This is a genomic window from Kiloniella spongiae, from assembly GCF_001026905.1.
Taxonomy (GTDB): Bacteria; Pseudomonadota; Alphaproteobacteria; order Kiloniellales; family Kiloniellaceae; genus Kiloniella; species Kiloniella spongiae.
The window spans coordinates 293242-314685 of the sequence record NZ_LAQL01000006.1; the positions used below are offsets into that span (position 1 = coordinate 293242).

Annotated in this window: 21 protein-coding genes; 9 read left to right on the forward strand and 12 right to left on the reverse strand. The window is 41.9% G+C overall.

Going from position 1 to position 21444, the window contains the following annotated elements; all coding sequences use genetic code 11:
- Positions 1–35: 35 nt before the first annotated feature.
- Together WH96_RS10325 and WH96_RS10330 are read right to left on the reverse strand one after the other, a co-directional pair.
- Positions 36–875, reverse strand: coding sequence for an MBL fold metallo-hydrolase (locus WH96_RS10325; protein WP_047764062.1), 840 nt, complete (start codon positions 873–875; stop codon positions 36–38).
- Positions 876–940: 65 nt separating this feature from the next.
- Entirely contained in the window at positions 941–1636 is a 696-nt protein-coding gene (locus tag WH96_RS10330) for a response regulator transcription factor (RefSeq protein ID WP_047764063.1), read from the reverse strand.
- 641 nt (positions 1637–2277) lie between these two features.
- Between WH96_RS10330 and ribA the strand changes: the two genes are divergently transcribed.
- The 4 genes from ribA (at position 2278) to WH96_RS10350 (ending at position 5910) form a co-directional block, all read left to right on the forward strand.
- On the forward strand, positions 2278–3411 hold the full coding sequence (gene ribA / locus WH96_RS10335) for a GTP cyclohydrolase II RibA (RefSeq protein ID WP_047764064.1): 1134 nt from the start codon (positions 2278–2280) through the stop codon (positions 3409–3411).
- Positions 3412–3652: 241 nt separating this feature from the next.
- Entirely contained in the window at positions 3653–4735 is a 1083-nt protein-coding gene (locus WH96_RS21325; RefSeq protein WP_053005830.1) for a hypothetical protein, read from the forward strand.
- A gap of 72 nt (positions 4736–4807) precedes the next feature.
- A complete protein-coding gene (locus tag WH96_RS10345; RefSeq protein WP_047764065.1) occupies positions 4808–5338 on the forward strand; it encodes a L,D-transpeptidase family protein in 531 nt (176 codons plus the stop codon).
- 8 nt (positions 5339–5346) lie between these two features.
- Positions 5347–5910: a hypothetical protein gene (locus WH96_RS10350; protein ID WP_047764066.1), complete on the forward strand. Its 564-nt coding sequence runs from the start codon at positions 5347–5349 to the stop codon at positions 5908–5910.
- 24 nt (positions 5911–5934) lie between these two features.
- Here WH96_RS10350 and WH96_RS10355 read toward each other — a convergent pair whose 3' ends face one another.
- Together WH96_RS10355 and WH96_RS10360 are read right to left on the reverse strand one after the other, a co-directional pair.
- Entirely contained in the window at positions 5935–6603 is a 669-nt protein-coding gene (locus WH96_RS10355; protein WP_047764067.1) for a YggS family pyridoxal phosphate-dependent enzyme, read from the reverse strand.
- 11 nt (positions 6604–6614) lie between these two features.
- Positions 6615–7379, reverse strand: coding sequence for a sulfotransferase domain-containing protein (locus WH96_RS10360; protein WP_162200142.1), 765 nt, complete (start codon positions 7377–7379; stop codon positions 6615–6617).
- A 479-nt stretch (positions 7380–7858) separates the two neighbouring features.
- On the opposite strand from WH96_RS10360, the gene WH96_RS10365 reads away from it, so the two are divergent.
- The 5 genes from WH96_RS10365 to holA all read left to right on the forward strand — a co-directional run bounded on the left by WH96_RS10365 (position 7859) and on the right by holA (position 13909).
- Positions 7859–8923: a porin gene (locus WH96_RS10365; RefSeq protein WP_047764069.1), complete on the forward strand. Its 1065-nt coding sequence runs from the start codon at positions 7859–7861 to the stop codon at positions 8921–8923.
- Positions 8924–9046: 123 nt separating this feature from the next.
- A complete protein-coding gene (locus WH96_RS10370; protein ID WP_047764070.1) occupies positions 9047–9583 on the forward strand; it encodes a DUF3576 domain-containing protein in 537 nt (178 codons plus the stop codon).
- Between the two features lie 146 nt (positions 9584–9729).
- Positions 9730–12291, forward strand: a complete 2562-nt coding sequence (gene leuS, locus WH96_RS10375; RefSeq protein ID WP_047764071.1) for a leucine--tRNA ligase — start codon at positions 9730–9732, stop codon at positions 12289–12291.
- A 22-nt stretch (positions 12292–12313) separates the two neighbouring features.
- Entirely contained in the window at positions 12314–12835 is a 522-nt protein-coding gene (gene lptE / locus WH96_RS10380; protein WP_047764072.1) for an LPS assembly lipoprotein LptE, read from the forward strand.
- A gap of 39 nt (positions 12836–12874) precedes the next feature.
- On the forward strand, positions 12875–13909 hold the full coding sequence (gene holA, locus WH96_RS10385; RefSeq protein ID WP_047764267.1) for a DNA polymerase III subunit delta: 1035 nt from the start codon (positions 12875–12877) through the stop codon (positions 13907–13909).
- A gap of 19 nt (positions 13910–13928) precedes the next feature.
- Here holA and WH96_RS10390 read toward each other — a convergent pair whose 3' ends face one another.
- The 8 genes from WH96_RS10390 to WH96_RS10425 all read right to left on the reverse strand — a co-directional run bounded on the left by WH96_RS10390 (position 13929) and on the right by WH96_RS10425 (position 21335).
- Complete coding sequence (locus WH96_RS10390) at positions 13929–14861, reverse strand: ParB/RepB/Spo0J family partition protein (protein ID WP_156176775.1); 933 nt, start codon at positions 14859–14861, stop codon at positions 13929–13931.
- Between the two features lie 61 nt (positions 14862–14922).
- Positions 14923–15759 (reverse strand): ParA family protein, encoded by an 837-nt coding sequence (locus WH96_RS10395; protein ID WP_245629474.1) that lies wholly within the window; start codon positions 15757–15759, stop codon positions 14923–14925.
- Between the two features lie 16 nt (positions 15760–15775).
- A complete protein-coding gene (gene rsmG, locus WH96_RS10400; RefSeq protein ID WP_047764074.1) occupies positions 15776–16408 on the reverse strand; it encodes a 16S rRNA (guanine(527)-N(7))-methyltransferase RsmG in 633 nt (210 codons plus the stop codon).
- Positions 16398–18266: a tRNA uridine-5-carboxymethylaminomethyl(34) synthesis enzyme MnmG gene (gene mnmG, locus WH96_RS10405; protein ID WP_047764075.1), complete on the reverse strand. Its 1869-nt coding sequence runs from the start codon at positions 18264–18266 to the stop codon at positions 16398–16400. The genes rsmG and mnmG overlap by 11 nt, the downstream gene beginning before the upstream one ends.
- A gap of 59 nt (positions 18267–18325) precedes the next feature.
- A complete protein-coding gene (locus tag WH96_RS10410) occupies positions 18326–18514 on the reverse strand; it encodes a hypothetical protein (protein WP_046505643.1) in 189 nt (62 codons plus the stop codon).
- A gap of 168 nt (positions 18515–18682) precedes the next feature.
- On the reverse strand, positions 18683–20038 hold the full coding sequence (mnmE, locus tag WH96_RS10415) for a tRNA uridine-5-carboxymethylaminomethyl(34) synthesis GTPase MnmE (protein ID WP_047764076.1): 1356 nt from the start codon (positions 20036–20038) through the stop codon (positions 18683–18685).
- A 180-nt stretch (positions 20039–20218) separates the two neighbouring features.
- Entirely contained in the window at positions 20219–20470 is a 252-nt protein-coding gene (locus WH96_RS10420; RefSeq protein WP_047764077.1) for a DUF6489 family protein, read from the reverse strand.
- A gap of 118 nt (positions 20471–20588) precedes the next feature.
- Positions 20589–21335, reverse strand: coding sequence for a phosphatase PAP2 family protein (locus tag WH96_RS10425; RefSeq protein ID WP_047764078.1), 747 nt, complete (start codon positions 21333–21335; stop codon positions 20589–20591).
- Positions 21336–21444 lie beyond the last annotated feature (109 nt).

Consider the following 21444-nt stretch of genomic DNA (forward strand, 5'->3'; position numbering starts at 1 on the left):
CCGTGGTCAGAATTCCGTGATCAGAGCAGAATCGATTATAAATCTAGAACAAGACCTTCTTTTGCAAACAGCGTACCCGGACGAGCTTTATCAGCCTTTTCAGCCTCAATATCCAGGAAATCATCGTTATGACAAGGGTCATGATGGAAAGCAATTAACTGTTTCACATCTGCCAAATCACACAACCGTACCCCTTCTTGCCAGGTTGAATGTCCCCAGTCCTTGAATTTAGGAAATTCTTCATCCGTATAACTACTGTCATAGACCATGCAGTCAGCGTCTTGAACAAGTTCAATTATTTGGCGGTCCGGGACACCGGGGGTATGTTCCGTATCAGTTATGTAACAAAAGGACTTGCCTTTGTATTCAAGGCGGTATCCCGTCGCGCCATTAGGATGATTCAAAGGAGTCGTACGTATTTTGAGGCCGGGATAGGGCTCTAACGTTTCGCCGCTATGAAAATCATGAAATGTCACGTTCGCAGAAAATATTTTTGGGGGTACCGGAAACAAAGGTTCAGCCATGTAACGGCACAAAATTTCGTGCAAATTACTTTGCTGTTCCAACAAATGCCCTGCCCACAAACGCACTTTGTTTTTAGGGTAAAAGTTTGGACCAAAAAACGGCATTCCCATAATGTGGTCGTGATGGGTATGGGAGAAAAGAATATCAATCTGCTGTTTATCACTCGCAGAACAGATATTTTGTCCCAAAGATCTAATACCCGTTCCTGCATCGAAAATAAAATGGTGATCTCCACAGCGAACCTCTACGCATGACGTATTCCCGCCATAACGTCTGTGGCTATTTTCCGGGCAAGGTATTGATCCTCTTACTCCCCAGAATTTTACTGTAAAATCACTCGTTGCCGACACGTTTCATAATCTCCCGGCCACTAGATAGCCAAATGCAAAATTCACAGATCCTTACTGAAGCACCTCTAAGGTACCAAACGATAACCACCAGTCTCTGTTACTAATAACTTTGCATTCGATGGGTCGATTTCAATCTTTTGTCGCAATCTATAGACATGAGTTTCCAGTGTATGGGTGGTTACACCGGCGTTATATCCCCAAACTTCATTGAGTAAAGTATCTCGTCCAACAACCTGAGATCCCTTACGATACAAATACTTAAGGATAGATGTTTCTTTTTCTGTCAGGCGAATTTTCTTTTGTGTTTCGCCTTCGATAAGAATTTTACCACTGGGCTGAAAAGTATAGGGCCCAATGGTGAAAACAGCATCTTCGCTCTGTTCATGTTGGCGGAGCTGGGCACGTAATCGCGCCAGAAGTACCCCCAAACGAAACGGCTTGGTGATATAATCGTTAGCACCAGCATCCAGACCGAGAATGGTATCGGCATCTGATTCAGCCGCCGTTAACATGATAATCGGGCTTTTAACACCTGCCCGTCTCATCAGACGACAAACTTCACGCCCGTCCATATCAGGAAGACCAACATCCAGCAAAATTGCATCATAGTAATCGTCTTTGGCCTTATCCAGGCCTTCCATACCATTTACAGCTTCTGTTGTTTCAAACTCTTCGTGTAGATGTAGTTGCTCTCTTAGTGATGAACGCAGTGCATCATCATCATCAACAAGCAATATTCTACGGCCGTTTGAAGTCGTCATCCCATAGGCCCCTTATCTGTTTCCCTGTTTTATTTCACAGCTTTTATATCGCTGCCGGATTTTCTGATCCGATTGTATTATTCCCACAGCTATTAAGTAATCAGCTTTTATCGAAAAATAACACCTATTTAGATAACACTCGCACTATCGACATTCAAGCTCACCCAAAAAATCAGTAAAACAGAACTTCGTAGCAGAAGCTATAAACAAAGAAAGTTACACTTTATCTATCCGCTTTAATCTCGTTCATACATATATCGGGAAATTTTTTGTATATTTCAAATGGTGGTTGGTAAATAATCCGTGTAGGTCTTTAATAAAAGCTAAACCAATGTGATTTATGGATATTTTTGAATTACCCAAAAACTAAAATAAATAATAAAAAAGGAATTAGCGCTCCATCACCATTAAAACCAAATACAAGATTCTCTTTTTTGTCGCAAACCCTTCTTCGCGCTTCGTATTTTCACTCTTTCCAACCACAGTACTTTGCTATAATTGAGCAATGGTTTTTAGACATTTATCTGGAATGTCAGAACAGTGATTCCTAAATAAGGGGCGGATCATTGTTTTTAAGATGATATACATTACCAGTAGCTACGATTATCGAATGCAACCAAGCCGGACGAAAGAGCAGATCAGTGCCAGCGCTAGAAGAAAATGCCGCAAGGATCCTCCCTGCAGTTGAGCGAGCTATTGCAGAATTGCGCCGTGGAGCAGCCGTTATTGTACAGCGCCCGGGCGGACAGTCTGCACTAATTCAAGCTTCTGAAACCTCATCGGATGAAAGTCTTGATAAACTGCGGGATATCAGTTGTGCGGAACCCTGTCTTCTCTTAACTGCACGGCGTGCAGCAGCAATTGGTATCAACGAAGCAGAACCCCTTATTAATACAACAGAAGTTATCGCTTTTGCGTTGGATGGAATGTCTCCAGAGGCCGCTGCGTACCTTGCTGACCCAGTGCACGATCCCTTGGGTATTAATCTCCGGCATGACAACTTTCTGACCACAGAAGTACCGGAAATACTCGCACGTAACGCTGTCCTTTTGACAAAATTGGCTTGTCTGCTTCCTGCGGCTCTATTCGTGAATCTGCCTGACGGTACGGACACAGAACTCGCAGAAAAACATAATCTTCTCGTTGTTTCAGCTGATGACATTTCCAGCTACCGCAGTACAGCAGCCTATAGCCTGAAAAAAGTTGCCTCAGCACAAGTTCCACTTGAGGTGGCCGAAAAAACAACCGTTGTAGCCTTCCGGCCTAAAGACGGTGGTACGGAACATCTTGCACTCATTATCGGAGATCCTGATCCCAATCAACCAACACTGATACGCTTGCATTCAGAATGCTTTACCGGCGATCTTCTTGGTAGTTTGCGGTGTGATTGTGGCGATCAACTTCGTGGAGCCATAAGTTTGATGGAAAAACAGGGTGGTGGTATTCTTCTTTATCTTTCGCAAGAAGGGCGTGGCATAGGCCTGATGAACAAGCTTCGAGCTTATGAGTTGCAGGATAGAGGCGCAGATACGTCCGATGCCAATGAACTCGTGGGTTTTGACCCTGATGAGAGAGTGTATATTCCTGCCGCAGAAATGCTCCGTCAGTTGGGGTATGATGAAGTCAGACTTTTGACAAACAACCCGGAAAAAGCCAGTTCCCTCATAGAATGTGGTATAGAAGTCATTGAAATGGTTCCACATTATTTCCCTTCCAACGGGCACAATGAGTTTTATCTGAAAACCAAGGCCACGCGCTTTGGGCATAAGCTCTGAGAAAAATAAGTACCAAGAGAAATCCAAATCCCTGAAACCCAGATCCACAAAATATTAATCTTGGGAAATATTAGAGTTTAGAGAACATAAATTCAGATATGGGCAAGCTTTTCCCTATTCCAGGAAAAGTATTCCCCTCAATCTTTAGTTATGAAGAAAAACCATCCGAATCAGCCCTAAAAAAATTGGCACAATCATTGCATTGGTTCACCTGCATTAACGATCAGGTATTATCAGGCTTATGTTGGATCAGCTCTATTCGCAACAAATTACCTCAAAAGGACAAACCCGTCCTGCTATTCATAATGGTTCCAATTCCACGGATTTGGACTCAAATAAAGTTGCGCTTACAAAAACGGCAATAACTCCCGAGTCTTCCCAAAAAGAAAACAATACCAGGATCAAGACCCCTTCTGCCGCTAAACCAGCCCAAAAAAGCCAATTCGGAAATGAACTGTCAAAAACTAATTCAGCCTCTACAAATTTAAGAGAACCAACAGACTGGTCTGTTAAAGAGAAAACACCCGAACAGCCCTCACCCGAACAAAAAGAACAAACATTCGGTTTCTTTGATTTTCTGGATGTCATCAATCCTCTTCAGCACATCCCTGTTATTTCAACCCTGTATAGGGAAATCACTGGTGACGAAATTCAACCTGCTGCACGGGTTGCTGGCGGTATGATTTTTGGTGGTCCAACTGGCTTTATTACTGCTATTGCAAATTCAGTTTCAAAAGAAACCACCGGTAAAGATATTGGCGAAAACATATTAGAAGCTTTTCTTGGTTCTGATGAAGATGATCAAAGTCCTATTCAAACTGCTGCATTAGAGGTTTCATCTGAAAAAGCAACACCCCCCCTATTCTCACAATTATCCCCCATCATTCCACCTGCGCCAGTTCAGCAGCCAAAGTTTGAAAATGCTGTAGCATCTAATACCCCCGGTTCAGCATCACCGCTAGAGGGAAAAGCTGCCCTCGCAGCCCTTTATAATGACTTAGCAAAACCAGCAGCAACAGAATCTGTTTCACAGGAAACTAAGGCATCAAACGCAAGTTTGAATGTTCAGCAAGGATCTCCAGCGCCGCTGCCCGTATCAAGACCCGGTAAATGGTTTCCCCTTTCGGGCAGCAATGTGTTGATTGCACAAACATCAAATATTCCCCCAACCACATCACCCAAACCAGCAACATCTACAGTAACAACTTCTGCCCCTAACAACACACCATCAGCTGAGGAAACCATTGCCTCTATCGAAAGTGATTTTGCACAAAATCTGTTAAACGGACTTGATAAATACCAACAGCTAAAAACCAATAATTGAAGCCTCGACAATTTAGATTGAATATGTATGTTTGGCCCAGCTTATCTTTAAGGACTGATTTCGGGTACAGACATGGATATCATCGTTCAATCTATTAATGGCAAGTGGCAGGCTTCTTTCGGCGACAGGATTTGGCCCTGTGCCATTGGTAAAAATGGCGTTGTAGCCGCCAAAGAAAAGGTTGAAGGCGATGGGAAGACACCGATAGGAAGCTGGGATTTAGCCAAAATCCTATACCGAGCAGATCGCATATCTCTTGAGCAAAGAAAAGAAATCGGCAAGGCCATTGAAATAGCGCCCCTATGCCAGAGAGATGGCTGGTGCGATGAACCAGAAGACCCATACTACAATCAAGCCGTTATTGTCCCCTATACATCGCGTTATGAAACACTATGGAAAGATCAAGAAAACACCTATGATCTCATCGGACTGCTGAGCCATAATTCTGATCCAGTAATTCCAGGACGGGGCTCTGCAATATTTCTTCATGTCGCAAAGCCTGATTTATTACCAACAGAAGGGTGTGTTGCCCTTGAACTCGATAACCTCTTAGAGCTACTATCACTTATGAAGCAACAAACAAAAATCACCATACAGGGTTAATTCTGTAGATGTTAAAGAGATTCATATCGCCACTTGTATTTGCACTTTTTACTGCTTCTTGCATAAGTTCCGGTGATCTTACCCTGGTCAGAACAGCGACTTATGGGGCCTATACATCTGGTGATGCCGTTCTTGCTGCTAATCACTCCCCCATAAAGATCGTCCTGCAAGAAAGTGTTTCTTCTCCAGAACCTGGTGCAGCAATTACGTCCGCAATGGAACAATATGGTCCAAAATGGTTCAGAGCTACATACAGCTCGACAGTCGCGGATCATAATACGCAAGGGTATGAATTGCGCTGGATTTATAATGCGCCGATCAATGCAAACGAAGATCGCCTTTGCGATGATGATTATGGCAACTCATTGGAAATATCCAAAGAACCAACACATACTTTGCTAGCTGCATTTTGCCGAAAATCAACATTTCTTTCCAGTATTCGCGCAACCATCATTGAAGATCTAAATACGGATAAATTCAGAAAAACAGTCGGCTATATGGGGCGTAAGTTGATGCCGATCAGGAATCCGGATCGTATTGAAAACTGTAGAACAATAGAAGAATGCCTATAAAGTTCTTATAACGTGAGAATAAAATCAAATTTTATTCCGTTGCCCAAAAATACTGGACCCAACACGAACATCCGTCGCGCCAAATCGAATTGCTTTTTCAAAATCAGCACTCATTCCCATAGAAACGCACGATAGATTGTGTTTTTTAGCCAATTCGTAAAGGAAGGAGAAGTGTGTTGCCGCTTCTTCATCAACAGGTGGAATACACATTAATCCGATAACGGGCAGCCCCTGTTCTTTTGAAAAATCAATCAAACTCTCCAACTCTTTTGGTAAGACGCCGGCTTTTTGATCTTCCTCTCCGGTATTCACCTGAATAAAACAGTCCGGCCAGCGGTCCTGTTTTTTCATTTCCTTGATAAGCGCGGTCACAAGCTTGGGTCTATCTACAGACTCGATAACATCGAACAGAGAAACAGCTTCCTTGGCCTTATTGGTTTGCAAGGGACCAATAAGATGTACTTCAATATCACTGTGTTGATCTTTCAGATCACGAAACTTGGTTAGGGCTTCCTGGACCTTATTTTCACCAAAAACTTTCTGCCCTGCCGCATAAGCTTCTTCTACAGCCTCTAACGGTTTTGTTTTACTAACAGCAATCAAATTAACATCACCCTGATTCATAAGGGATGTTTTAGCAGCAGTTTCGATCTTCTCTCTTATAGAGAGTAAATTTTCAGCAATAAGAGACACGCCCAATTCCCCTAAAGATAGCCAAAACGTTTCATCTGTTGACCGTGATCTTTTTCAATCTGTTTGATCTGTTTATTCGTCAACACCGTTTTCCATTGTTCAGATTTCCCCGACCGGAAAAAGCGCTCACTGTTCTTTGATTTTTCAGTAAAACCTTGCTTCTGTTCGAGTTCCTGAAGTGTTTTAAAGGAAGAATGCTTTATAGCCCGCTGGATTCTGTCGTCATCTTTAGTGATACCCAGTTTCTTGGTAATCGACCCAAAAATTTCCGTAGGCTTTTCCAACATATCTTCATATTTATGAACCAAAAGCGTTTTATGCGGAATCTGAGTCCATGATTTCACATGGTTAGACCAACTATTATAAACTTCATACAATACTTTATCGGATTTCGATGTTTCTTTCGCCATAATTTCAATAGATTCATCTATAGAAACGCCAAAATGATCCGCTGCAGAAATCACCACATCCCTAGGATCTCTTACTATATAGATAGCCGCACCAGTTGCATCCATAGCAACAAGAGGCTTCCCAAGGTATTCACCAAGAAAGTTATGGGTTTTAAGAATTAAAATATTTTTACTACGCCTGGATATTTCTCGTTGCACGTCTGCACGAATATTAGCTAGATCACTTTCACTGGCCTCTTCCAATGGTTTGTTAAAAGCATTTTTGTACCAAAGGACATTAGCTTCGCCTGAGCATATCTCGCTAATTTTATTAACAGGTAACGGTTCTTTTGAATCAGAAATTAAATTCGCTAAAAAAGTACGCATCCACGTATTTCCAGATTTTGGATAAGACGCGAGCCACAAAATTCCGGGCATCGTAAAATATTACTCCATAAGACATAGCATAACATCGTGACATCAGAAATATGATGCTTCAGTCATAACTTGGTAAAACAAGATACATCTAACAGTTTCACCCTATGTATAGCAATAAGTGATGGAGTCCTCATTTTCTTTAAGCCCTCTATTATGTTAGGGGCTTAATAACTTAATTATGGTGAATAAGTAGCCTCCGATTTTATTGATTCACAGCTTTGAAGTACCTAATTCATTAACGAAACGCCTATTTTCATTAACAAATACGCCTTATCCAAAGGTTATTGTTGCATCAATGCCACAGTGATACTTAAAAACAATGCATATCCGTCAACAAGGCTTGAGTTCCTGAAAAAAAGGGTGTTATCTGAGCACACTTAATTTGAGGGGGGTGTCCTCTTCATGAGTTTTCTTTTGGAGATCGAAAAATGAAAAAATTCCTGCTTGCTAGCTCTGCAATGGTTGCAGCTACTGCAGTTTCCGCTCCGGCATTTGCTGAAGATGGAAAAATCAACCTGTCAGTATTCACACAGTTCCACGCTTCTTCTACAGATGCTGATAACAATGCAGATGATACAAATAACGGTCACGATTTCAACACAAACTCTGAAATCAAACTGACTGCTTCTAATACTGCTGACAACGGCCTAAAATACGGTCTCGTTATTGAGCTAGAAGCTGATCAAGATTCCACAAACAATGCTGATGAAAATTACATCTGGCTTGAAGGTGATTTTGGTCGTATCGAACTTGGTGATCAAGATGGTGCAAAAGACGGCCTTCTTGTAACTGGTGCTGACGTTGGCCTAATGTACGGTATGATTGATAACCCAACAGGTTCCTCTGTTAGCGGTGGTTCAGTTACTGCTGGTACTGGTGCTGATACAGCTGCTGATGTTGCTGATTCTTCAGATGCAACAAAAATCACATACTACACACCAAACTTTAATGGCTTTAAAGCAGGTGTTACATATGCAGCTGATGGTTCTCAAGGTAATGCTGTAAGTGAAAGAGAAGTAGATCAGTTTGGTGAGCAAATCATTGAAGCAGCTGTAGCGTATAGTGGCAGTGTGAATGATTTCAGCATTGAAGCTGGTTTTGGTGGTACTTATCTTGATAACACAAACCTTCCTTCAGCTGTTGATGAAAACACAGTATGGGGTGTTCAAACTGGTATCAACGTTGGTTACGCTGGTTTCACTGTAGGTGTTGGTTACTCCTATGAAGATGGTGATGAGTTCTTTGATGATCAGCACTCTTTCGATGCAGGTATCAACTACACAACTGGTCCATGGCAGTTTGCTGTAGCTGGTGTTTGGTCAGAAACTGATTACGAAGCAACTGACGAAATCACAAATACAGCTATCTCTGCTGGTGTACAGTACGAAGTTGCTCCAGGACTTTCTGTATACGGTTCTGCAATCACTGGTGATTACGAAGGTGGTTCTGACGAATTCACATCAGTACAGTCTGGTGTTCTTGTTAGCTTCTAATTCAAGCTTTCAATTTGAACAAAATGTACTGCCAGTGCTAAAATTAGCACTGGCAGTATTTTTTTGTGCTTTTTTTTGTGTTAGCAATAGAGCCAGTTTTAATAAACTTCGAAAGAAACCTTCATGTCACCCAAGAGCTTTGCTTCCCGATATCTGATTATTTTATTTTCATTTATTTTACTCACAGCCTGTGGTTTACAAGGGCAAGATAAAAAAATAGAAAATCAAAGTGATAAATATTACAAGCAAACTGGTGGCTCTCTACTTGGTGGAAAAGACGGTGGTATAAACCTTCTTGGTGGTGATGATGACTCCAAACCACAAGACGGTGGTACAGGAATTGGTGTAAATTCATTCCTCTGGCGCGCTTCACTTGATACTATCGCCTTTATGCCTCTTACTTCTGCCGATCCCTTTGGTGGCGTAATTATTACGGACTGGTATAGTCCGGATGCAAACAAGCCCGAGCGCTTTAAGGTTAACGTATTCATTCTAGGCCGCGATCTACGCGCCGATGGTGTACGGGCTTCTATTTTCAAGCAACAACGTGATGTGACAGGAAGTTGGATTGACGCAAAGGTTGATCCTAAAACCGGCACAGAGTTGGAAGATGCTATCCTTACACGCGCACGTCAGTTACGTATTGCATCAAGTGAATAGATCCGAATATAGCCCTTTATAAGGGAATTGGAACAATCCGTAATCAAGGCCACAGAAGCTGAACGTCATTCATCTGTGGCCTTTTATCCTTGTTAATCACCAGCTTTTTATAAAAGCCCATTATTATATTAGTAAGTCTGAACATTATGAGCCGTTACAACGTCAAGGAAACCGAAACCAAGTGGCAAAAAGCCTGGGTTGAGAACAATTGTTTTTCTGTCGAAACAGATACAAGCAAACCCAAGTACTATGTCTTGGAAATGTTCCCCTATCCTTCTGGTCGGATCCATATGGGACACGTCCGGAACTACACAATCGGCGATGTAATATCACGCTATAAGAAAGCTAAAGGTTTTAACGTTCTTCATCCCATGGGGTGGGATGCTTTTGGTCTACCAGCTGAAAATGCAGCAATGGCCCGTGGCGTCCACCCAGGCAAATGGACTTACGAAAACATTGCTGCCATGCGCGAGCAGCTAAAATCCATGGGTCTTTCCATCGATTGGGACCGAGAAATAGCGACCTGCCATCCCCAGTACTATAAACATGAACAAAAGATGTTCCTGGACTTCCTTAAAGAGGGTCTGGTTGAGCGTAAAGAGTCCTGGGTGAACTGGGACCCCGTAGACCACACAGTGCTCGCCAACGAGCAGGTAATCGATGGTAAAGGATGGCGTTCTGGTGCTGAAGTAGAAAAGCGCAAGTTGAGCCAATGGTTCTTTAAAATTACTGATTTTGCAGACGAGCTGTTAGAAGGCCTGGAAACACTGGATCGTTGGCCCGATAAAGTCCGTACCATGCAACACAACTGGATAGGTAAATCCGAAGGGGCCAGAGTCTTTTTCAAAATAAAAGACTCTGACCAGGAAATTGAAGTTTATACCACACGCCCTGATACCCTGTTCGGGGCATCATTCTGCGCTATTTCTGCAAACCATCCGCTCGCTGATCAACTTTCAGCTGATAATTCAGAGCTCAAAACCTTTGTTGCCGAATGCAACAAGATGGGTACATCCGAAGAAGCGATAGAAAAGGCAGAGAAAAAAGGCTTTGATACAGGCTTAAAAGTCATTCATCCCCTAGATTCTTCTATTGAGCTTCCTGTTTATATCGCGAATTTCGTTCTTATGGATTATGGAACAGGTGCAGTCTTTGGTTGTCCTGCACATGATCAGCGAGATCTCGATTTTGCCCGGAAATACGATCTCAGTGTTACACCTGTTGTTTTGCCAAAAGACGAAGATCCGAACATTTTCTCCGTCGAAAACGAAGCCTATACTGGTGAAGGAAAGTTATTTAACTCTCAATTCTTAGACGGTTTGGATATTACTGCTGGCAAGAAAAAAGTCATCAGTCATCTCGAAGATCTAGGCCATGGCAAGGGAACAACTCAATTCCGCCTGAGAGATTGGGGTGTATCACGTCAACGCTATTGGGGCTGTCCAATTCCCATTATCTATTGTGATGATTGTGGCCCTGTCCCTGAAAAAGAAGAAAACCTTCCCGTTGAGTTGCCTGAAGACGTTACTTTCGACAAACCGGGTAACCCCATTGCGCACCATCCAACATGGAAACATACCGCGTGTCCTTCTTGCGGAAAAGCCGCCGTGAGGGAAACAGATACCTTCGATACATTTATGGAATCTTCCTGGTATTTTGCCCGTTTTTGTAGCCCTAGAGATGACAACGCTTTTGATCGCAAGGATGTCGATTACTGGCTTCCCGTTGATCAGTATATCGGTGGTATTGAACACGCTGTTCTTCATCTTCTCTATTCAAGGTTCTTTACCCGTGGTCTTGAAAAATGCGGGTATGTAACTGCGAAAGAACCCTTTAAAGGGCTTTTCACCCAAGGCATGATTTGCCATGAAACCTATCAAAATGGGAAAGGTGAATGGCTTTCTCCGGAAGAGATAGAGAAGAATGATAGCGGTAACTTCGTTACTTTGGACGGCGACACAGTAAACGTCGGTCCATCTATCAAAATGAGTAAATCAAAGAAAAATACTATTGATCCAGCTGATATTATTGGAAGTTATGGCTCTGATACAGCAAGATTTTTCATGCTTTCTGACAGCCCACCTGACCGTGATATGGAATGGACAGAATCCGGGATTGACGGGTCTTGGCGATTTACCCAACGTATGTGGCGTCTAATCACAACACAATTAGATAACCTGCCAGCTGTAAATACGGCACAGCCAGATGTATTTAATGATCAAGCGCTTGAACTAAGAAGAACAGTTCATAAATCAATTTCCTCTATTAGCGAAAATATTGAAAGTTTTCGCTTTAACGCAGCAGTCGCAAAGATATATGAATTGACCAATAGTATTGGCCAGTTCAAAGCGACAAAAGATGGCGATTTTTGGGTTTTGCGAGAAGCGTTTGAAATACTCGTACGCCTTGTTTCGCCAATGATGCCGCATATTTCGGAAGAACTTTGGAATCAACTTGGCCATAACGACCTTATTGTCAATGTTTCCTGGCCTGTTTCAGATGAAAACCTGACAGTAGACGAAACAGTAAAACTACCTGTCCAGGTTAACGGTAAGCTGCGCGCGACAATTTCCTTGTCTCTTGAAGCTACTGAAGATGAAATTAAACAAACTGCCTTGTCTGAGACCGGCGTTCAAAGAGCCATTGACGGCAAAGATATTCGTAAAATCATTATTGTCAAAAACCGTATCGTAAATATTGTTGTATAACTCAGCTTTTAAGGCCTTGATGATGTCAATTATTACCAAAAGACTTTGTCTATCTGTTACTTTTGTCCTCGGTCTTATCAGCCTGTCTGCCTGTGGATTTCAGCCGGTTTATAAAAAAGATGCCGAGACTGGTTATTCTTCACATCAGGCTTTACAAACAATTAGAATTAGTCCCCTTCCCGATCGCCCCGGACAAATTCTTCATAATCTGTTGCGGGACAGAATGAACCCGCTTGGGCAACCAAGAAAACCACTTTATGTATTAAAAGCAATTATTACAGAGACAGAGAAAGATCTTGCCGTACGTTTGGATAACACAACGTCACGAACAAATTTGACTATTTTGGTTGAATATTCACTTGTAAGCCTATCCAGCAATAATGTTGTTTTTTCTTCCAATGCAAGATCAACCAATAGCTTTGACAAACTAGATGACCCCTACGCTAATCTCGTAGCTGAGGACACTGCACGTAGTCGCGTTTTGCGACTGGTAGCAGATGATATGGCTTTACAGTTAGGTGCTTACTTCAATAAGTTACAGTAAGTAACTATGGATGGTTTTTCTGTATAAGGCTCTATGAAAGTGAAGATACCTGCTGCCAAAGCTGATAGTTTCTCAAAATCTCCTGACAGCAGCATAAAAGCTATACTGGTTTATGGCCCCGATGAAGGATTGGTAATGGAGCGAAGCCAGAATTTGCTTCATACAGTTGTCGAGGATGCACAAGATCCATTTCGCGTGGTTAACCTTGATAACGACGCCTTAAAAAAAGAACTTTCGTTACTCAGTGATGAAGCAGCTGCAATATCCATGATGGGTGGTCGACGCGTTATCAGAATACGATCTGCTAGTGATGCTTTAACCCAAGTTATTTCAGATTACTTTTCTAACCCCGTCGGTGATGCCCTTATAATCTTGGAGGGTGGTGATTTACCCGGAAGATCCAAACTCAGGAAAGTTTTTGAAACGGAGATTATGGCTGCAGCGATCGCCTGCTACAAAGACGATGAAAAAAGCCTTCCTGGTTTAATTCGCCAAACCATTGAAAACGAAGGATTTTCCCTTTCAAATGACGCTCTCGGCTTCCTCGTTGCAAATCTTGGTACTGATCGACGATTAACCCGCCGAGAATTACAGAAATTATGCCTATATAAAGGAATAAATTCCTCCCCAATTTCACTTGAAGATGCACAGGCCTGTATCGGTGATACTGCGACATTAACATTGGATGATTTAGCAATTGCTGTCGGAACAGGAAATATTCAGAAACTTGAAAAAAATCTGTTACGTGCTCAACAAGAAAATCAAAACGCAATCACCATTCTAAGAGCCGTCACCAGACATTTTCAAAGATTGCATCTAACAGCAGGCTTGGTTGCTCAAGGCGTCCCCATGGACAAAGCTGTATCAACACTTCGCCCCCCCTTATTTTGGAAAGTCGCTGACCCTTTTAAAGTCCAAGCAAGAAAATGGACGCCAAGAGCTCTCGCCAAATCACTCAGTATGCTTTTAGAAACAGAAGCTAACTGTAAAAAAACGGGAGCACCGGCAGAAACACTTTGTGCGCGAACTTTGCTAGAAATCACAGCAAACGCCCCAACCCGTCGCCGGTCATAAACTGTCGTTTAGAGCGCTCCTAATCAGCTGATTGGGTTAAGCGGTGCAAAACATTATCAAGCTGTTCCAAGGTATCATAAGAAATTTTAAGGGCGCCACCCTGGCCATGAAAATCGATACTTACTTTTAGGCCCAACATATTTGATAGATCACGTTCCAATGCTAGTGTATCAGCATCCTTTTGTGGTCCGGAACTTGGTTTAATCTTAGAGGAAGAAATTGGCTTTTGTAGCTGTGCTTTGTCTTTTTCTAGCTCTTTCAGTTCATTTTTTATCGCTCTAGCCAAACGTTCTGTTTCCCGCACAGAAAGGCCTTTAGATGAAATTTCCTGTGCAAGATCAACCGCATCTTCTGCGCCAACAAGAGCACGCGCATGACCAGCGCTCAAATCACCCTTTTCAACAAGCTCCTGTACCTCTTCCGGCAAGGATAACAAACGCAGCATGTTTGCTATATGACTTCGGCTTTTCCCGATGATTTTGGCAACATCGTCCTGCTTATGGCCAAATTCATCCATAAGCCGACGGTAACTTGTTGCTTCTTCGATCGGTGTTAGATCCTGACGCTGAACATTTTCAATAATAGCAACCTGGAGAACTTCAGCATCGTTCAGTTCACGGATAACCACAGGAATCTCATGTAATTGTGCGCGTTGGGAAGCACGCCAACGCCTTTCCCCCGCTACAATTTCATATTCAGATGACAATTCCGGATGACGACGAACTAAAATAGGCTGTAACAATCCAGACTGTTCAATTGAATCAGCAAGCGTTGCAAGGGCTTCTTCTTCAAAATGACGACGGGGCTGTTTTGAATTAGGGTGAATATGCTCAATCGGTACCTGTTTTGTAGATCGTACCTTATCCAAAGAAGCATAATCTTCAGTCTCATCCCCAAAAAGAGCAGCAAGACCGCGGCCTAAATTTTTCCGTTTATCCTGAGCTTCAGCCACCAATCGACCCTCTCAACTAACCCTGTTATCTATTCTCTCCGGGTTTAAACCCGATTAATTATTACGCGACAGCAGGTTCTGTAACACGAACCTGTTCATTTCTAAGAATTTCCCCAGCTAACTTGATATAAGCTTGAGAACCCGCACAGGCGACATCATACAAAAGAACTGGTTTCCCGTGCGAAGGCGCTTCAGATACTCTGACATTTCGCGGAATAACTGTGTTAAACACTTTATCACCCAGGAAATCTCGCACATCAGCTGCGACCATTTCACAGAGATTGTTTCTTCTGTCATACATGGTAAGGACAATACCCTGAATTTGAAGACGACGATTAAGTCCCCTCTTCACACGATCAATGGTACGTAGAAGGTGAGATAATCCTTCAAGGGCGTAAAACTCTGTCTGCAGAGGCACAAGAACGGCATCAGAGGCAACCAGAGCATTCAAGGTCAACAGACCAAGTGCTGGCGGGCAATCAATTAAAATGTAATCAAATTGATCCAGAAGCGGCCCGATAGCATTCACAAGTTTAAATTCACGCTCTGCAAGATTAACAAGCTCAAGCTCTGCGCCCGAAAGCTCCACACCAGACGAAATGACATGCATCCGGGGAACATCAGTTGACCTAACAGCACGTGTAATAGGTAACCCCTCGATCATAACCTGGTAAATACTTTGCTGACGGGCATCAGGTTCAACACCTAATCCTGTACTGGCATTTCCCTGAGGGTCCAGATCAATAATCAAAACCTTCTTTTTGCAAGCTGCCAAAGCTGTTGCCAGATTGACAGTAGTTGTTGTTTTACCAACCCCGCCCTTCTGATTTGCAATGGACCAGACTTTTGCTTCGCGTTTCTTTTTACTTGAAATTGAATCCATATCTTGTACTGACATGATCAATCCCCCCAAGTTATAGAAGTTTGAGGTTCAATATTGCTGCGTCATCATCAGACAAAGAATTGTACCTCGACACTTTCATAGTCCACTTTTTCTCTGCTTCGGTCAATTCCTCATCTACATTTCGACCCTTTAAAAGCAAAAATTCCGGATCCTTTTCAGACTTGGAAACTTCGAGGAAGGCTTGTGAAAAATCTAAAATTTTAGTGAGTGGGGCAAAAGCACGTGCTGTAAAGACATCAACAGCAAAAGGTTTGATCTTTTCAATACGGTTATTATGAACAGTCAATCCTGCATCTGTTTCACGTGAAACTTCACGCAGGAACATAGATTTTTTTAGGTCAGATTCCATTGCATGAATATCCCCTGCCCCGAGTATAGCAAGAATAAGAGCCGGAAAACCTGCGCCACTACCAAAATCAACAATCGTTTTTTTATGCTCGGTCTCAGGAAGGTATTTTATAAGTTGAGCAGAATCTAAAAAATGACGGATCCATAGGTCTGGTAAAGTATTTTTACTCACCAAGTTTATTGCTTTATTCCACTTAACAAGAAGATCCGCATAACATTTTAACTTATCCTCTGTTTCACGTGAAACAGGAATGTGCTTTTTGAAAAGATCAAATCCAGTAGTATCAGGCAACATAGTTTTTATCTAATTTTCTTACATATCTTAAAAGTGCCACCAATGCAGCAGGTGTTACACCAGAAATACGAGATGCAGCACCCAATGTTTCCGGCTTTGATTGATTTAATTTTTGAACTATTTCATTAGACAAGCTTGGTACAGACGCATAATTAAAGTTTTCAGGCAGCTTTAGTGCCTCATCTTTTCTAAAGGCTCTAATATCTGCATCCTGTCGCTCGATATAGCCAGCATAGCTAGCATCAATTTCAAGCTGTTCCACAATAACCTGATCAAACTGTGAAAGCTCTGGCCATACTTTGGTTAGAACCTCTATCGTTACCTCTGGATATCGAAGTAAATCAAAAATGGATCTTCTTTGCCCGTCTTTATTCACATTGATATTATAAGAAATCAACTCATTTGGTGTTGCAGAGTGTTCCTTTGCAAAAGCTCTTGCTTTTGAAAGTTCAGTCATTTTTTTGTTAAATACAGAAGCTCTATCTTCTTTAATACACCCGATATTAAGGCCGATTGGTGTCAGGCGTTGATCTGCATTATCTGCCCGAAGTTTTAAACGATACTCTGCGCGACTGGTAAACATTCTATAAGGCTCTGTAACACCCAAACTAACGAGATCATCAATCATGACCCCCATGTAAGCATCAGCTCGGTCCAATACAAAATCACGTTCAGAACCTTTAGATTTTAAAGCAGCGTTTACACCGGCAATAAGACCTTGAGCCCCCGCCTCTTCATAGCCTGTTGTCCCATTGATTTGACCAGCAAAATAAAGTCCCTGTACTTTCAAGGTTTCCAATGTTGGACGCAGTTCACGTGGATCAACATAGTCATACTCAATCGCATAACCATGCTGAAGGATCTTTGCCTTCTCAAGTCCAGGAATTGTTTTTAGAAAATCCTCTTGAACATCTTCAGGAAGAGATGTTGATATGCCATTTGGATAGACATTTACATCATCCAGACCTTCAGGCTCTATAAAAATTTGATGACGATCTTTTTCTTTAAACCGCACAACCTTGTCTTCAATTGATGGGCAATAGCGCGGTCCTTTACTTTCAATCTGGCCGGAATACATCGGTGATTGATCGATATTTTCAGCAATAATGCCGTGCGTATCGACATTCGTGTAAGTGATATGACAGGCAACCTGTTCCTGGCTAATTTCCTTTGTCATATAAGAAAAAGGTTCAGGCGGCGTATCCCCGGGTTGAACAACCAGGTTACTATAGTCAATTGTACGCGTGTCCAACCGGGCCGGTGTACCGGTCTTTAAACGACCCAGTTCAAAACCAAATCGCGAAAGTGTCTTGGATAAGCCAATGGCAGGTTCATCCCCTACGCGCCCCGCAGGAATTTGCTTTTTACCAAGGTGTATTAAACCGTTTAAAAAGGTTCCCGTTGTCAAAACAACACCGGAAGAAAAGATTTTTTCCCCGGAAGCCGTGATTACGCCACAGCAAACATCATTTTCATCGAGAATAAGATCTTCAACAGGCGCTTCAAGAATTGTTAGATTTTCCTGATCATCTAAAAGATTCTGAATCGCTTCTTTATAGAGTTTGCGATCAGCTTGTGCTCTTGGTCCACGAACGGCGGGACCTTTACTTCTGTTTAAAACACGAAACTGAATCCCCCCACGGTCTATGGCTTTTCCCATCAAACCATCAAGCGCATCAATTTCTCTTACCAGATGCCCTTTACCCAGACCGCCTATAGCGGGGTTACACGACATAACCCCGATAGTTGACTTTTTATGGGTAACGAGAAGCGTTGCAGCACCCATTCTGGCAGCAGCAGCAGCAGCTTCTGTTCCAGCGTGTCCGCCCCCAACAACAATAACATCATAGTTTTTCATAGCTGATCGCTTTGCTATATTTTTAGACTATTAAAAGATACTCTGGATAAATTTTTAGGTTATTTACCTAGAGCATCCTTAATCTTTTGATCTGTTTTATATTGGCTCAAAGCATAAACAGACCAAATAGCAGCCACAGGCCAACCAATTAAAGTGATCTGTAAAATAAGGCAAATGATTCCGGCAAAAGGTCTTCCAATTGTAAAAAATTGAAGCCATGGAATAAGCAAAGCCAATAGTAAACGCATTCTCTTTCCCCTAAGAAGTCTCTTTAAACTTTTCTATGAGATAATAATAAGCGAGATTACATAAGTAGATTCATTCTCAACTTATTTTACAGTCATATTTATCAAAACATGATCTGTTTCACGTGAAACATCTTCACAAAACACTTCACTTATGTAAGCTAAATCAGCCTACTTTCCAATGCAAAAATCACGGAAAATAACATCTAATAGTTCTTCCACGTCCACTTTTCCTGTAATTCGTCCCAGATAACGTGTGGCAAGACGAAGATCTTCAGCACAAAGTTCTGGCAAATCAGTCTCAAGCGATCGTCCAAGTGAGTCCAGGCATTCCTGTAGCGCCAACCTGTGGCGTTGCCGCGTAATACCGGAAGAGCTACCTGACAGTCCCATATTCGCAACAACCCAAGTATTCAGCTTTTCTAACAAACTATCTATCCCCTCGCCGGACTTGGTGGATATTTTACTTATATCAAAGCCAGAAAGAGATTCAGGGATTGGTTGATCCTCTTCTCTTTTGTCACATTTATTTATGGCAACAAAAGAGTTTGCTGAATTCAATAGTCTTAATGTTTCCTGATCCAAGTTATCGCTATCTTCGATATCAAAAATTGCCAGACATAGATCAGCAGATTCAGCATGTAACTTGGCACGCCTTATTCCTTCAAACTCAATACCGTCTGTTGTGTTTTCTTCTATTTCTCTTAGACCTGCCGTATCAGAGACGATAACGGGATAACCAGATAGATCGAGATGAACTTCAATAATATCTCTCGTTGTGCCAGCTACATCAGAAACAATAGCTACTTCGCGACGCGCCAAAACATTTAAGAGGGAAGATTTCCCCGCATTAGGCGGGCCGACAATTGCTATCTTAATGCCGTTTCGTAATCGTTCACCCCGATGACTATCATCCAGATGATGTTTAATATCTGCTTTAAGTTGCTCTATATTGTGTTTTACCTGATCAGAAATTCCCTCTTCCAATTCTTCGTCGGGAAAGTCAATTTCAGCTTCCATATAGGCCAGCATTCGAACAAGACGATCTCTCCACGCTTCGACAAGTTTGGAAAGTTCCCCATCCATTTGGCGAATGGCCTGTTTCCTTTGCGCTTCAGTTTCAGCAGCAATGAGATCAGATAAACCCTCTACTTCTGTTAAATCTAGTTTATCATTGTCAAAGGCACGTCGGGTAAATTCACCTGCTTCAGCCGGTCGAAAATCAAATAGTTTAGCCAAAGCTTCAATCGTGCCATCAACAACCGCGCGCCCACCATGAAGATGTAGTTCAACAACATCTTCCCCCGTAAAACTGCCAGGGCCTGGAAACCAAAGCGCCAAACACCGATCAAGTTCAGCCTTATCTTTGGGATCAAACAATTTTACTAGTGCTGCAACTCGTGGTTCTGGAAATGAAGATGACATTTCTTGCAAAACAACTCTGGCTTTGCTGCCAGATATTCTGATCACAGCGACCCCCGCCTGTCCTGGCGCGGTAGATAGGGCAAAAATTGTTTCGGAAGTCATCTTGTCTAAACCAATAAGAGTTTTGTGCTCAATTCATCAGAATTCACATACCAGTGGAATTTGCACATTAGCCACAGGAAAACAGCAGGTCAAAAGCCTTTATAACATAGCAGAATTGCGGAAGTTTTATGATACAAGGGAATCAAATCAACATGAATACTCTATAAATAATAAAGAGAATTACTTGGTTGTTTTTGATGAATCATCTTTGGAAAACTGAGACCAAAACATCTTTTGCATTTGATCAAACCCCTGCATGGAAGCTGGCATCCAGGTTTTCATCAAAGCCTCAGGATCACTTGATTGAATACTCTCCAACATTCTTTTTCTAACTTCTTCCATAGCTTCTTTCTGAAGCTCAGAAACATCAGGAAGCCCCAAAAACTGTCGTGCTTCTTCAGGTGTACAATCTATATCAAAAGTGATTTTCATCGTTGTTTCCTGCATTTAGATCAGACTGGTTAACACACCATACCTTACTTACAGAAAAAAATTACAAATTTTTATATTATCTTTTGTTTCACGGGAAACATTACTCAAGCGAAATAATTTATTTCCAAGTTTGGCTAAAACTGGCCAACGGTTCTTTTGAAAAAATCCAATTCACAGTCCAACGTGTAATATTGAGCATTGGTGTATAAATCATCCATATTGTCACCAGAACAGCCAGGAAAACACCACCGACAGCAACATCGCCAAACCAGTGTCCTCCCCCAACAAGTCTTGGGCTGGCATTTATAAGTGCAAAAAAGCTTACGAGAATTCCATAGGAAGTTCCAAAATATCGCCACATGAAAATAACTGAAATAAAAGAAATAGCGGCATGATCACTAGGGAATGATTTCCTTGTTCCTGTTTTAACCTCTATCCAGGAAACAAGGTCATTTATATTTACAAAAGGCGTAAGGACCTGTGATGGACTCTGATGATAATAAAGCTCAAAACCCCGGGAAATTATTATCATCGTTATAACAACGGAAATGATTAAAAGACAAACTCTCGCAAAGCGTTCTTGAAAAGAAGTTTGCCTGTTCAGTAAAACATACCAAAGACAGATAGACGCTAAAAATAACCCACTTAAACTATCAAAAATTTTACTATTGGTGAAAGCCCAGTAGTTATTCCAAAGGCTACGCCCTTCTTGCAAGGAACCATTCAAATAGAAAAATATCTGCTCGTCCCAAGGTGTTTTAAAACCCTGGTCTATAGAAAAATAAACAACCAACCCAATAATCACATTTCCCAGAAATAATTTCTTTATGTTCCATGATGATAGGTTTTGATCAGAATTATTCACACTTGAGCCCTTAATTATTTTAGTGGTTGGTATTCCCTACCAAACATCACCACATATGCTGTTATAATATCGTAAAACAATAAAAAACGTTATCATGCAGTACGCACGT

Coding starts and splice junctions, on each gene's coding strand:
- WH96_RS10345 (WP_047764065.1), top strand. CDS start 4,808: ATGGATATCATCGTTCAATCTATTAATGGCAAGTGGCAGGCTTCTTTC.
- rsmG (WP_047764074.1), bottom strand. CDS start 16,408: ATGTTGCCTGATACTACTGGATTTGATCTTTTCAAAAAGCACATTCCT.
- WH96_RS21325 (WP_053005830.1), top strand. CDS start 3,653: ATGTTGGATCAGCTCTATTCGCAACAAATTACCTCAAAAGGACAAACC.
- WH96_RS10330 (WP_047764063.1), bottom strand. CDS start 1,636: ATGACGACTTCAAACGGCCGTAGAATATTGCTTGTTGATGATGATGAT.
- WH96_RS10410 (WP_046505643.1), bottom strand. CDS start 18,514: ATGCGTTTACTATTGGCTTTGCTTATTCCATGGCTTCAATTTTTTACA.
- WH96_RS10350 (WP_047764066.1), top strand. CDS start 5,347: ATGTTAAAGAGATTCATATCGCCACTTGTATTTGCACTTTTTACTGCT.
- WH96_RS10420 (WP_047764077.1), bottom strand. CDS start 20,470: ATGAAAATCACTTTTGATATAGATTGTACACCTGAAGAAGCACGACAG.
- WH96_RS10360 (WP_162200142.1), bottom strand. CDS start 7,379: ATGCGTACTTTTTTAGCGAATTTAATTTCTGATTCAAAAGAACCGTTA.
- mnmG (WP_047764075.1), bottom strand. CDS start 18,266: ATGAAAAACTATGATGTTATTGTTGTTGGGGGCGGACACGCTGGAACA.
- lptE (WP_047764072.1), top strand. CDS start 12,314: ATGTCAATTATTACCAAAAGACTTTGTCTATCTGTTACTTTTGTCCTC.
- mnmE (WP_047764076.1), bottom strand. CDS start 20,038: ATGACTTCCGAAACAATTTTTGCCCTATCTACCGCGCCAGGACAGGCG.
- leuS (WP_047764071.1), top strand. CDS start 9,730: ATGAGCCGTTACAACGTCAAGGAAACCGAAACCAAGTGGCAAAAAGCC.
- WH96_RS10370 (WP_047764070.1), top strand. CDS start 9,047: ATGTCACCCAAGAGCTTTGCTTCCCGATATCTGATTATTTTATTTTCA.
- WH96_RS10395 (WP_245629474.1), bottom strand. CDS start 15,759: ATGTCAGTACAAGATATGGATTCAATTTCAAGTAAAAAGAAACGCGAA.
- WH96_RS10365 (WP_047764069.1), top strand. CDS start 7,859: ATGAAAAAATTCCTGCTTGCTAGCTCTGCAATGGTTGCAGCTACTGCA.